The sequence below is a fragment of the Flagellimonas sp. genome, from assembly GCF_965601775.1.
In the GTDB taxonomy this organism is placed as follows: Bacteria; Bacteroidota; Bacteroidia; order Flavobacteriales; family Flavobacteriaceae; genus Flagellimonas.
In genome coordinates, this window is record NZ_OZ271837.1 from 3,086,324 (window position 1) to 3,100,469 (window position 14,146).

At 43.5% G+C, this 14,146-nt stretch carries 7 protein-coding genes; 6 read left to right on the forward strand and 1 reads right to left on the reverse strand.

Annotation, left to right across the window (positions count from 1 at the left end; translation table 11 throughout):
• Nucleotides 1–83: 83 nt before the first annotated feature.
• The 4 genes from ACSLUF_RS14290 (at nucleotide 84) to ACSLUF_RS14305 (ending at nucleotide 8,590) form a co-directional block, all read left to right on the forward strand.
• Complete coding sequence (locus ACSLUF_RS14290) at nucleotides 84–1,250, forward strand: FecR family protein (RefSeq protein WP_435623437.1); 1,167 nt, start codon at nucleotides 84–86, stop codon at nucleotides 1,248–1,250.
• 98 nt (nucleotides 1,251–1,348) lie between these two features.
• Nucleotides 1,349–4,609 (forward strand): SusC/RagA family TonB-linked outer membrane protein, encoded by a 3,261-nt coding sequence (locus tag ACSLUF_RS14295; RefSeq protein ID WP_435623438.1) that lies wholly within the window; start codon nucleotides 1,349–1,351, stop codon nucleotides 4,607–4,609.
• A 16-nt stretch (nucleotides 4,610–4,625) separates the two neighbouring features.
• Nucleotides 4,626–5,963: a hypothetical protein gene (locus ACSLUF_RS14300; RefSeq protein ID WP_435623439.1), complete on the forward strand. Its 1,338-nt coding sequence runs from the start codon at nucleotides 4,626–4,628 to the stop codon at nucleotides 5,961–5,963.
• 95 nt (nucleotides 5,964–6,058) lie between these two features.
• On the forward strand, nucleotides 6,059–8,590 hold the full coding sequence (locus ACSLUF_RS14305) for a fused MFS/spermidine synthase (RefSeq protein WP_435623440.1): 2,532 nt from the start codon (nucleotides 6,059–6,061) through the stop codon (nucleotides 8,588–8,590).
• Between the two features lie 48 nt (nucleotides 8,591–8,638).
• Here the strand turns inward: ACSLUF_RS14305 and ACSLUF_RS14310 are convergent, their stop codons facing one another.
• Nucleotides 8,639–9,184 (reverse strand): RNA polymerase sigma factor, encoded by a 546-nt coding sequence (locus ACSLUF_RS14310; RefSeq protein ID WP_435623441.1) that lies wholly within the window; start codon nucleotides 9,182–9,184, stop codon nucleotides 8,639–8,641.
• A 117-nt stretch (nucleotides 9,185–9,301) separates the two neighbouring features.
• Between ACSLUF_RS14310 and ACSLUF_RS14315 the strand changes: the two genes are divergently transcribed.
• Both ACSLUF_RS14315 and ACSLUF_RS14320 read left to right on the forward strand, forming a co-directional pair.
• Entirely contained in the window at nucleotides 9,302–10,474 is a 1,173-nt protein-coding gene (locus ACSLUF_RS14315) for a FecR family protein (RefSeq protein WP_435623442.1), read from the forward strand.
• A gap of 158 nt (nucleotides 10,475–10,632) precedes the next feature.
• The gene (locus ACSLUF_RS14320; protein WP_435623443.1) at nucleotides 10,633–14,142 is read left to right on the forward strand and encodes a SusC/RagA family TonB-linked outer membrane protein; all 3,510 of its coding nucleotides are present in this window, start codon (nucleotides 10,633–10,635) and stop codon (nucleotides 14,140–14,142) included.
• The last annotated feature ends 4 nt before the right edge of the window (nucleotides 14,143–14,146 follow it).

Below are 14,146 nucleotides of genomic sequence, written 5' to 3' on the forward strand. Positions count from 1 at the left end.
ACGTTTTTTACGATAAAAAACGAGGGTTTTATGGTATTCAGTCGTTTAAGGGATATCTATTGATTTTTCTTTAAAATATACAGATGAAAAATAGGGATATAAGAATTATCATCCATAAGTTTTTAAACCATTCGGCCACGGAAAAGGAGATAGGGTTGTTAGTTGATTGGGCCAAAGAAAATAGATTGGCCTTTCGCCAAGAAGTAGAACTTCACCATGTAATAACGGGGGCAATGAAAAAAGAAAAGGCAGAACATTTGAAAGAAGAACTTTTGAAGAACTTCCATCAAGTAAACGCGGTTAAAATACGACGTGGGAAGAACCGATTGTTCAAATACGCGGCCATCTTTGTCGGTCTCATTACGTTTGGCATGTATTCCTATTATACTTTTATCGATTCAAAAACGACCATCCCTACACAAGAAGTAACGATTACTTTGGAAGATGGTTCCACAAGGGAAGCCTTGAATGAAGAAAATTCTGGTATAGTTTCTAAATCAAACACTTACATCGTAGAACAAAAAGGCACTAAAATTTCCTACAAAAAACTGGCTTCCAATCAAAACAGTGAGGATCCCCTGATATATAATACGTTGGAGGTGCCCTATGGGAAAAAGTTTCAGGTAACACTGTCCGATGGAACGGATATTTATTTGAATTCCGGATCTTCCTTGACCTACCCGGTGGTCTTTAAAGATAGAGGACCCAGAAATGTAGCATTACGGGGCGAGGCATATTTTACCGTTACCTCAGACTCGCTAAGACCATTTTCGGTAAGCACAGGACATCTGGAAGCCAACGTTTTGGGAACTGAATTTAACGTTTCAAATTATGCCGACGACAGCCATGTGAAAATCGTATTGGTGGAGGGAAGCCTTTCTGTCGATCAAAGGGACGTTTCGGATGGCAAGGCGGTGTTAATGAAACCCAATCAATTGGTTTCATACTCCAATTCCAATAAGAAACTGTTCCTGGAGAATGTCGACATCAGTAGCTATGTAGCATGGAAAGAGGGCGTATTGTTGTTCAAAAACGAAGATTTCCAGAACATTATTAAGAAACTTGAAAGACATTATGACGTCCGAATTGAGCTCAAGGATTTAGGAGTGGGCAAGGAAACGTATACTGGCAGGTTCAAAACGGAAACTATAGAGGAGGTTTTAGGTGCATTTCAAAGGATTAAGCACTTTGACTTCACTATCACTAAAGAGAAGATAACAATAACCCTAAAAAATAAGCCTATGAACTGAATAAACCAAAAAAAAGAATCAGGGATTGCGCTAACAACCCCATGATTCCAAACAAAGTTAAAAAACTGATTGACCAATTTTTAAACTATCTCAAAAGTATGAAAAACGCACTATGTAAAAACTATTTTACGACCAAAATAGACCTGAAAATGAAGATTACCGCGCTGTTTTTGTTTGTTGCATTGTTCCAATTACATGCAAGCGACGCGTATTCGCAAAAATCCAAAATTTCAATCAATATGGAGAATGCCACAATTGGGTCCATATTTGATGAAATTGAGAAAAATACGGACTATAATATCCTGTACAAGACTTCGGTTTTGGACATTGACAAAAGGATTACGGTCAAAGCGGACAAGGTGAAAATCGATACACTTATGGACTTGATTCTTAGGGATACCAAAGTGTCATTTGAAGTCAGGCGAAAGCTAATCGTATTGGTTGAAATCAATGAGAAACCCTTGTCAGATCCATCGCCCTTACCTCGGAGCACACACATTTCACAACAAACTGTTACCGTAACAGGCTTGGTTACCGACCAGGGAAACGTTCCGTTAGGCGGGGTGAGTATCGTCGTTAAGGGTACCACCAAAGGTGTTTCCACCAACTTTGATGGGGAGTATGAGATTGAAGCTTCCGAGGGAGATATACTTGTATTCTCCTATATCGGTTTTGCCAAACATGAAGTGGAAGTGACACAACAAACGGCCATCAACGTAATCATGAAGCCCGATATGATGGATTTGAACGAGGTGGTGGTCACAGCGACCGGTGTACGCCGTAAGGTGGAAATGGGAAACTCAATTGCCAATCTCAATGTGAGCGATGACGTGAAGCAAAGACCTATCGGCAATGTTTCCGATTTGCTCCAAGGCCAGGCCAGTGGTGTCCAAATTAGTAGCAGTGGGGGTTCTGCGGGCATGGGTTCGCGAATCAGAATCAGAGGTTCCAATAGTGCATCATTATCCAATGAGCCGGTAATCTATATAGATGGCGTTTTGATAAACAATGAGGCAAATTCAATTTCGTTCGAGACCGGCGGGCAGTCCCCGTCACGTTTGAACGATATCAATCCGGAAGATATCGAATCGATAGAAATTATAAAAGGCCCTTCTGCGGCAACACTCTATGGGTCCATTGCTGCCAATGGCGTCATAAGAATCACTACGAAAAAGGGGAAACAGGGAGAGCCAAGATGGTCCGCATTTCTAGAAAGCGGCTTGGTTGAAGATGTAATCACGTACCCTAGAAACTACCAGGCACTTGACGCTGATGGAAATCCAGGCTTCAATTTTGAGGCAGCGGAAGGCACCTTTGTACCCAGTGTGATCAACTCCTTCCAACCTTTGAACGACCCTCGCACCTCGCCGTTTCGCACAGGGCAGTCTTATGGTGCCGGGCTTAGCGTTTCAGGAGGGTCGGAAGCACTCTCCTATTTCCTTTCAGGAAACATAACCGATTCCGAAGGCGTACTTCCCGTAAATAATATACAACGAACCAATTTCAGGGGGAATTTTGGGGCAAAGATTACAGAGAGTCTAAAGGTCAATTTGAGCACAGGCTATACGAACAGCGACCTTGAACTTCCCTTGAACGATAATTTCGCATTGGGTCTGATGGGGCAGGGCCTGAACGGTACACCATCAATTGATATCAACAATGGTTGGGGAGAGTTCACCCCAGAGGAACTATTTACTATTGATACCCGCCAAAGAATAAATCGCTTTACCACAGGACTTGAAACGCTTTGGCAACCGAATGAAAAACTAAATATCAGGATTGCAGGTGGGCTTGACTTCACATCGCGGTGGGACAGCCAGTTCTTTCCTACGGGTGAAGCACCTGATTTTCTAAACTACGATGAAGGGGCCCGGTTCTCAAACAGGTTCAATGATTTTGTCTATACTTTGGATGCTGTAGGCTCATACAAAACCAATCTTTCAGAAAACATAAATTCCCGTACCTCTCTTGGCTTCCAATATTTACAGAATCTTTCGCAGGGCACCTTCGCAACGGGCTTACAATTGGTAGCGGGAAGTAATTCGATTGCTGGAGCTGCCGTTACGCAAAGCAATGAACAGACCATCGAATCACGAACAGTCGGGGTGTTTTTGGAAGAACAGGTAAGTTTTAAGGACAAGTTATTTGTCACAGGAGCCGTAAGGGCCGATCGAGGTAGTTCGTTTGGGGCTTCGTTCAGTTCCATTTTTTATCCCAAAGTAAGTGCTTCCTGGCTGATATCGGAAGAAGACTTCTTCAACAACTCAGAAAAATTCGGCATCAGTTCACTGCGGCTCAGGGGTGCTTGGGGCGCATCAGGGGTGCAACCAGGGACCAACGATGCCCTAAGATTTTTCAATCCCATTGCCGCTACATTGGATGGCCAGAGCGTTACGGGAGTTACGATAGGTAGTGTGGGCAATGAAGATTTAAGTCCTGAGGCATCCACGGAACTTGAATTGGGCTTTGACGCCAAGTTGCTGTCCAATCGGGTAGGTCTAGAAATGACCTATTTCTATAAAAAAACACGTGATGCTTTAATATTCAGGCAATTACCATTATCCCTTGGAGTAGGCGAAGGTCGTTTTGAAAATTTGGGGTCCGTCAAAAACTCAGGGCTTGAAATAGCGCTCAACACCAGGATCATTGAGACGGATAAGTTTTTCCTAGGATTGGATATCGTGAGCTCATTCATTGACAATGAGCTGATCGAACTGGGTGAAGGGATAGAACCGGTCATATTTGGCCAGCAACGCCATGTCGAAGGTTTTCCGCTCGGTGGCTATTGGGATGAAACGTACACCTTCAGCGATGCCAATGGTGACGGTTTCATTGGGCAGGATGAGATACAGGTAGGTGAAGTGGCCTATTTGGGCACCCCTTTCGCGACTACCGATATTTCCTTCACGCCGGTATTAAGCTTTTTTGAAAATCAATTTGTAATAAAAGGGCTATTAAACTATCGGGGCGGGCAAAAGCTCTACAACAACACTGGGGCATGGAGAAACGGGAACAGTAATAACCGTGAACTGAACGACCCAAATGCTTCATTGTTCGATCAGGCGAGGGCCGTGGCCTCAAAATTTTTGGGCACCAATGCGGGATATATCGAGGATGCCTCTTTTTGGAGACTTCGTGAAATATCTTTGACATACAACACACCCAACAGTTTTTCAAACAAATTGGGTTTTGACCGAATCAGCTTGACACTTTCTGGGCAAAACTTAGGTGTTTGGACCGATTACACGGGCCTAGACCCTGAAATAAGTTCTGAAGGGCAGGCCAACTTTACCACAGAGGAGTTTCTTAGCCAACCCCCCGTACGTTCGTGGAAAGCCAGACTAAACCTTTCGTTCTAACTAAAATTAAAAGAAAATGAAAAAGATGTTGAAAACAAAAAACAACCTGACCGATTTGTGCTTTAGTGCACTTGTACTAATATCATTTACATTGTTGAGCATATCTTGCGATTCAATCGTAGAGGTTACCGATCCTGATATAGTTACTCCTGAGTCGCTTGACAATGAGGCTGGCTTACAGACCCTCCGTGCAGGATCCTTGGGTGATCTTGCCGTTGCAATGAGCGGATCGGCAGCGGGACATGGGGCAACTACGGGACTTATTGTTATGAGTGGACTTATGGCTGATGAATATGATTACTCCGGTACCTTTCCCACCAGGCGAGAGGCTGATACCCGAAACCTTCAGGACATCAACTTTGATATGAACAGGATATATGGAAATCTTCATTTAGCCAGGTCCGGGGCCGAGACGACCATTGACCTTCTTGCCAATTTTGGAGGAGACCCTGAAATTGAAAGCGAAATGCAAAGTATAGTCGGCTTTTCCTATATTCTGTTCGCAGAAACGTTCTGTGGCGGAATTTCTTTCAGTAAAGCTCCTGCTGATGGGGGTGACCTCATCTTCGGTGAACCATTGAGTAAACAAGAAATGTTCACGACAGCCATAGATTGGTTTGACCAAGCCATGACCAATGCAAGCGGTAACGACAAATTGGCCAACGTGGCCCGAGTCGGTAAAGCACGTGCATTATTGGGTCTTGGCCAGATTGATGATGCGGCTAACGAAGTGGCAACCGTACCTACGGAATTTGTTTACAACATAGAGCATTCAGACAACAGCCGAAGACAAGAGAATGGAATTTACATCATGACCACTGTTCGACGTCAATTTTCCATTGCAGATGGTAAAGGTGGCAACGGCTTGATGTACAGATCTGCTATGGATCTCAGAGTACCTTGGGACGGTGGAACGGAGTTTGGTCAAGATGATATTACCCTCTATTACAACCAACTGAAATTCAACTCCTCCAGTGCACCAGTTGCCTTGGCCTCAGGTATCGAGGCACGGCTAATCGAAGCGGAGGCGGCTGCGAATGCCGATGACGCCGGCACCGTCCAAGATATTCACAACGGGCTTAGGGCTACAATGGGTTTATCAGATTTAGACCTTACAGGAATTAGCGGCGATGACCTATTGTTGGCCCACTTCGCAGAACGTGCCTTTTGGTTGTTCAGCACTGCCCACCGGCAAGGGGATCTCAGAAGACTGGTCGATGTTCATGGAATGCCCGCGTCAGAAGTTTTTCCATGGGGAGATTATTTCAAGGGAGGGCAATACAGTGCAAACCTTAAATTTCCCGTGCCACAATCCGAATCAAACAATCCCAATTATGTGGGTTGTTTGGATTAGCGACGTTTTGGATAATATCAATAAAGAGGCCTTTAAAAAGGCCTCTTTTTAATTTATTTTTATTACGTTCCAAGTAGGACCTGGCACATATTTTTATGAATAAAGAAATTCGTACGAAAGCACCTTTATGTGCTGACCATTTTATTTTGCTTTGCATATTGTTCTTTCTCTCCGGTACTGCCGGCCTAATATTCCAGGTGATTTGGATGTACAGGCTGGGTCTTGTTTTCGGGAATGCGGCATATGCTACCGCCGCAACCTTGTCCGCTTTTTTTCTTGGGCTGGCACTTGGAGGATGGTTTTTAGGCCGTGCCTCTGCCAAATTTAGGAGGCCCCTTAAGATGTATGGACTTATGGAGCTGGGCGTTGCGTTGACGGCCTTGTTGTTTGTTCCGGGTCTGGAATTCTATGAAATGTACTATACGGAGAGCATTTCTTTTTTAGGGAATTCAAAGGGGATTCTTTTGCCAATGAAATTTATTTTCTCGGCCTTACTGCTTATACTTCCCTCTTTTCTTATGGGAGGTACTTTCCCAGTCCTGTCCCAGTACATTGGAAAAAATCGTACTCAACTTTCAAAACGAGGGACCGTTTTATATGCAGTAAATACAGTTGGGGCCGCCCTGGGTGCATTGCTGACCGGATTTTACCTCATTTTGGAGTATGGGGTAAGCTTTACATACTACTTGGCCGTGGCCCTGATGTTCTCCGTAGGCCTTCTTGCCGTTGTTCTGGATAGCCTGTCAACACCTACCACTGTTGTTCGAAAAACATCAAGGACCTCCATAGCTCAGGGAAAATCTTTTGGAGGTCCGTCCAAACTGGGCAACCTCCAGTTTATCATAGTGGCCTTTTCATCAGGGGCACTAGCATTGTCGGCAGAAACATTATGGACCCAGATGTTTGCCCAAGTTTTGCAGAATTCGGTGTATTCCTTCGCTCTAATCCTTGTGGTGTTCCTTCTGGCGTTGGGGATGGGGGGCTTTTTATCACATCTACTGGTAAGGTCAAGAATGGGGTCAAACCGCGTTATAGTACTTCTATTGAGCATAGCAGCGGTATTCATCGGAATTTCCCCAACTATATTCAACCTTGCCACAAACGGACTTGAGTATGTAGCAATGGGCGCCTCTTGGAACACTTATGTATGGGCCGTTTTTAAATTGGCTCTTTTAGTTGTTTTGCCACCTACGGTTGTTTTGGGCGCAGTATTCCCTTTCTTGCTGAAAGCAGCTCCGGTTACCAATAGGCCGGCAGGGCGTATTGTAGGCGTGCTGGTGTTTTTCAATTCGCTGGGTAGCTTTGCCGGCCCAGCAATTGCGGGCTTTGTATTGCTCGATATCCTTGGACTGTGGAACAGTGTAAAGGTTATTGCCATTTTCTATGGCATCCTTGCTGTTTGGGTGTTTTTTTCTTTTTATGGCGAAAAGAAAAATGTTCGGTTGCTATTGCCGATTTTAATTGTGTCGGGGATACTTCTTTTGAAAAATCCTCCGTTGTTGCGATTGGAAACCGATGAAAAACTATTGGATTCATGGCAATCCAGTGATGGAGTGGTTTCCATCGTACGTAAATCCAAAAATATTCAGATGCGCTTGGATAACTTTTATGTGCTTGGGGATTCGGAATCGGTTTTGGTCGAACAAATGCAGGCCCATATACCACTCATGATACATCCCGCCCCGAAAAAAGTGGCTTTCTTGGGTATGGGCACGGGAATTACCGCTGGGGCGGCACTTTACCATGATGTGGAAAAGGTCGTGGCCGTGGAATTGGTATCCAATGTCATTCCCGCTGCACAAGGCTATTTTTCACCTTGGGCCAATGGGCTCTTCCAAGATAGTCGGGCGAGCATAGTGGCCGACGACGGCAGAAATTTTCTTTTGGGCACCAAGGAACAGTTCGATGTCATTGTGGGCGACCTTTTTACCCCTTGGCATGCTGGCACGGGAAGTCTTTACTCCCTTGAGCATTTTGAGCAGGCAAAAAAGCGGTTGGGGGCCGGTGGGGTCTTTGCCCAATGGTTGCCCCTATACCAGCTTACCCCTGAAAACTTCTATACCATAGCCGCCACATTTGCGGCAGTTTTTCCCCATGTGACACTTTGGAGGGCCGATTTTTCCGCCACCCGTGCAAGCATTGTGCTAATTGGCCAGGAAGCTGGTGTACAGTTGGACGAGGATACCCTACGCCGTAATATTGTGCATGTCACCGGGGGACAGGACAATCAGGACAAAAGTCACATGGCCGGCCTATTTTATTTGGGCAACCTGAACAACATTGGAAACCGTTTATCCCATGTTGAACTGAACACCGATGACAGAAGGGCGATCGAATTTAAAGCCCCCATATTATCACAACAGGCCAATGCCGGGCGTGCAAACTATATCGTGGGCAAGGAGTTGGCAAACCTGTTTGTGGAGATTTCAGATAACTTTTCCCGTAATGACCCATATCTTTCGGGCCTACCAATTGACGAAATTAAATTTGTAGAAGTAGGGGCTCTATACTTTCGCTATCTTCAATATATAGACCAGCGGAAAGATGTGATGGCAAAAAAAACATATGACAAGATACAAACATTGGCACCTGGCTTTTTAAAGAAGGATATAAAAGCCGGTGAATAACAGGTGACGAAGAAACTTGACGGACCCAACCAGTGCCCAAAAACCAGTTCAGGTTTTTTTCAAATGCTCCCTTAGCGTTTTAAAGGCATTGGATATATGACCTTCCACCGTCTTAATTGAAATCTTCAAATATTGTGAAATCTCCTCATTCGTCAGGCCCTCCCTTTTGCTCAATATAAAAACCTCCTTGCACTTTTTCGGAAGAGTTTCTATTTCTTTTTTCATTTTTTCAATAGCTGATTCCAATTGCATAGTATCTTCTTGAAAAAAGGCATTTAAGGTAGTTGTGGAAAGGGTGTCCAAATAGTTCATTTCCTTCTTCTTTTTCCTATGGTGATTGACAAATTCGTGATAAATGGATTTGTATAAAAAGCTTTTTAAAGAAGTACTTATGTTAAGCATGCCTTTTCTAGACCATATGTTGAGAAACACATCTTGCAATAGATCTTCGGCAACAGATTTTTCCTTGGTAAGATTGAGCGCATATAGATATAGAACATTATAATATTTATGGACCAAAATTTCAAAGGCACGCCGATCCCCCTTATTAAGGCCAATAATCAAGTCATACTCGTCTCCATACTTTAAATTCATATACTCAAATAACAGAGTTTTTACAATATCCTAAATATTTATTAAAAAAAACAAGGGTACAAAACTATTTCCCCGTCTTACTATTGGATTCTATCTTTTAGCATTAAAATCTGTAAAATGATCAATAAAAAAATCGAATCATTGATTTTTAAATATTTGAACGACACGGCCAGCACCGACGAACTTCGAATACTTAGCGACTGGGTCAAGGAAAACGAAGAGGAGTTTGCCGAATATATTCGGGTGAGCGCTCTGATTAAGGGCTCTTTTGAGTTGGGCAATGCGAAAAAAGGGAAAGATGTTCTAATTGAAGCGGTCAACCGAAAAAGCACTAAAGAATCTTACAGAAGACGAACAACGCTCTTCTTCCGGTATGCGGCCTTCTTCGTAGTTATTTTTGGCCTGATGTTTTTGTACAAGAACTCCATTTCTGAAACAGGCCCTTCCCTTCGGACGATTTCAACCAGTACCGATGATAACATCAAATTAAAATTGAGCAATGGGGAGGTAAGGGTCATTTCAGCTCAATCAAAGGACAAGATCCTTACCCAAGGTGAAAAAGTTATCGGAACACAAAGGGGAAACATGATTCTTTATGAAGATTCCCAGGCACCAAAAAAACTTGATTACAATGAGTTGATGGTACCTTATGGAAAAATGTTCGAATTGGTTCTCTCCGACAAAACCAGGGTATACTTGAATGCGGGAAGCACACTTCGATATCCGGTCACCTTCATGAAGCAGGGCCCTAGAGAGGTGTTTTTAACGGGAGAGGCCTATTTTTCTGTTACCAAGGACAAGAAAAAGCCATTTGTAGTAAATGCGGACCAAATAAACATTGAGGTATTGGGTACTGAATTTAATGTATCAATCTACCCAGAGGATATGGCCATCAATACGGTTTTGGTGGAGGGTGCCGTAAAAGTATCGCAATCCGGTAATACCAGACCACCCTTGCTACTTGCCCCGAATCAAATGGCTGCCTATAACAAGGAAAAGCATATCATGAGCGTGAGTGAGGTCGATACCGATATGTACACAGCCTGGAAGGACGGCATTCTACTTTTCCGGGGTACCCCGTTCTCAAGTATCAAAAAGAAGCTAGAACGCCATTTCAATGTTTCCATAGAAAACAATTATGGCTTTTTGGACACCCAAGTGTACACAGCCTCTTTTTATCGGGAAGAGGGCATAGAACAAATTTTAAAAGTCTTTCAGGAGGACACACCTTTTGAATATCAGATTGAAAAAAATAGGATAATCATCAGTAAACCTCTATTAGTTAATTAAAATTAATGGTAAACCTAAAATACAAAGGCCAATGAAATAAAGCATTCTTATTTAGCATGTGAATCGTCGTCAAAAAAAATCGGAAAATGCGTCAACATTTCCCGATTGTAAGATGATTCAAATAAAATTATTGAACCACAAATAAACTAATCAAAATTATGAAAAAATTAGTGCCAGGTGCGCTTTTTGCACTAAAAAGAGCGCATAAATTTGACTTGAAAATGAAGATTACAACTTTTCTATTGGTCATATCACTGTTTAAAATTCATGCGAACACCTACTCCCAAAACACAAAAATAACGCTAAAGCAGGAAAACGTATCACTTGAAAAGGTACTTGATAAAATCGAATCCTTATCGGAGTTCAAATTCACTTATAACCACAGAAAAGTCGATGTCAACAGAAAAATATCGATCAATGTAGACAAACAAACCATTTCCGAAATTTTAAAACAAGTGTTTTCGGGAACCGATGTCGATTATGTGGTCAGAAAAAAATATATCATCTTAAAAATTAAGAAGAACATAGACGTCCGGCCGCAAAAAAAGTCAATTGAACAACAAATAAAACAATTATCAGGAACGGTCACTGACAAGCAGGGGGTTCCCTTGGCTGGGGTAAATATTATAATCAAGGGCACTACAAAGGGCGCATCCACGAATTTTGATGGCAAATATAAGATAGCTGCCTCAACCGGGGATATTTTGATCTTCTCATACATAGGCTTTCAGACAGTTGAGGTGCCCGTTGGTCAAGATGATGTCATCAACCTGGAGATGGTACCGAGTGCCAATCAATTAAATGAGGTAATCCTCACGGCCATCGGGACGAGACAGCTCAAGGATGAAACAGGTGCAACGAGTTCTTCCGTAGAACCTGAGCGAATAGTAAAATCCGGTGAAACAGGGGTCATCAATGCCCTCTCGGGAAAAGTTTCCGGTCTTCGTATTGCCAGACAAAACGGGGATCCCGGGGCTGGGGCCAATATACAGATCAGGGGAATAAACTCTATTGAAGGTGATAGCAACCCCTTAATTATTGTTGACGGTGTCCCTATTAGCAATGATTCTTTTGATGATGACGGTATAGGAGGCAGTACAAGTGTCACCCAGCAATCAAGATTGAACGACATCAACCAGAATGATATTGAAAATGTCCAGATTCTAAAAGGAGCTTCGGCTGCCGCTTTATGGGGTTCACGGGCGGCCAATGGCGTTATTTTGATTACGACCAAGGGAGGATCTTTTAATAGACGGCCAACCTTTACATACAGTTCCACCTATTCAATTGATGACATATCGGTAAGGGTCCCCTTGCAGGACAAGTTTGGACAAGGCCGGGACGGTGTTCGGGCCTTGAACAGGACTGAATCATGGGGAGACCGCATTGCGGATCGAGCGGGAGGAGAAGATGACCTTGACACCAGTGGAGAGTATTTTGTTACTCCTTCAGGTGAACTTTATTATCCCATTGCCACCAAAAATTCAAGGCAAACTTTCATCGATGAGAATTTTGATGCCGTATTTAGAAACGGTTCGTTTCTACAGCACGATTTTTCAGTTGCCGGAGGTGGGGAAAAAGCCTCCTATTTTTTTAGTTATGGTATCCTGGAACAGGACGGGATTGTTAAAAATGCCGATTATAACCGTCAGAACATTAGATTGAACACCAAAGTAAATCTCACTGATTGGTTGGATATCAGGAATAATGTGGCCTATACCTACACAAAATCCAACAGGATACGAGGAGGTGGAAGTATCACGGGTCTATACATTGGGCTCTTGAGAAATCCCGCGGACTTTGATATCCGTGGTCACATTGGGACCTATGTCGATGGAAATGGCGATGTTTTTCAGAACAGACAGCGATCTTATCGAAATCAGATTGGGGCCTCTAACAATGCAGGGTACAACAATCCATTATGGACAATATACGAGCAACGAAACGAAACTAGGGTAGACCGTTTTTTAATGACTCCCGAAATAAATATCCGGGCTTCAAACTGGCTTGACTTTACCCTTCGTGGCGGATTGGACTATTATTCCGATGAGAGGTTGCAATTTTTGCCAATCAATACAGCAGGTGGGTCGCGATTCGGTGACATGCGTTCAACGGTGGCCGTAAGTAAGGAGTACAATTTTGACCTTCTTATGAAAACCAAGCATAATCTCACTCCGGACATAAATATGAACACAACGTTGGGTTTTAACTTCAATAACAGAAAAAGAGCGACATCATCCATAAGATTGACCCCATTTGTAGTGGATTCCAGACAACCTATATCAGATTTGAATCCGGACGATGCTTCCACAAGCTGGAGCAGGAATTTACGTCAAATCCGTACCAATAGAGGTTATGCGCTCATCAATTTTGGATTGTTCGAACAGTTGTTCGTCAATGCATCCGCCTCCTTAGAAGCATCTTCCACAATTGAAGGGGCCTTCTTTTATCCTTCAGTGGATATGGCATGGCAATTCAGCGACCTTTTTGAAAGTGATGAACAGTTTTTTGGAAAGTTGAGGGCATCCTGGGGAAAGGTCGGGATACAACCTGGGCCTTATCGTTTCGAGACGCTAGCAACCACCAATTTCCAAGATTTTGGTGGTGTTTTCGAGGTTTCGGATGTTAGCGGTAACCGCAATCTAAGACCAGAAATAAAAACGGAATACGAGATTGGTGCAGACCTACGTTTTTTCAGAAATAAACTGAACCTCGGGGTGACCTATTATGAAAATGAAATAGATGACATTCTGTTCGAGGTCAAAACCAATCCCAGTTCGGGTTTCAACAACAGCTACAGAAATGCAGGTATCATAGAAAACAAAGGCTGGGAAATTGATCTCTTGGGCAAACTCATCGAAAAAGAGGATTTTTCACTATCATTCAATGCCAATTTTAATAACAACGAGAATTTGGTAGTAGATATCTTTGGGGCGGAGACGGTAGATATCGGGGGCACTTCAAAGGCTGTCAAAGGATTTCCAATGAGTTCGTTCTGGCTCCCTGCTTCGGTCTTGAACGAAGATGGAACCCGTGCACTGGATGAGAACGGGTTTCCTGAGGTGGATACCGAAAGAAGGGTCATAGGAGATCCCAATCCCGATTGGAGGGGCGGTGCCGGAATGCAACTGAACTTCAAGGGTTTTGACTTTAGCTTTCTCTTTGAACACTCACAGGGCGGAGATTTCATCAACCGTGGAAGAATCGTTATGTATGGGTTTGGCACCCATGCCGATGTGGGCAACGAAATCACCCTAACCGAGGATTTGGTAAATGTGAATGGCGATGTGTTCAGTGCCGGAACTACGGTGAGAGGCAATGTAGCCGATTTCGGAGCGGGCAACGTATTGCTCGATGAATACTTCTATAGAACACGTGGTGGGGGCCTTGGGTTCAACAAACTCAATGACCTGTACATCGAGGATGCCACATGGACCAAACTCCGGAACGTTACCTTGGGATACACATTTGATAGAACTAGGTACAAAAACTTTCCTTTGAAGAGTTTGCGGGTATCCTTGACGGGAAGGGACCTTGTCCTATGGACCGACATTATCGGTTCAGACCCGGAAACCAGTTATTATGGCATCAGCAATGCGTCTGGCATGGACTATTTTACGAATCCGTCGACACGTTCGGTTCTTTTTAACATAACTGCCACATTTTAATCCA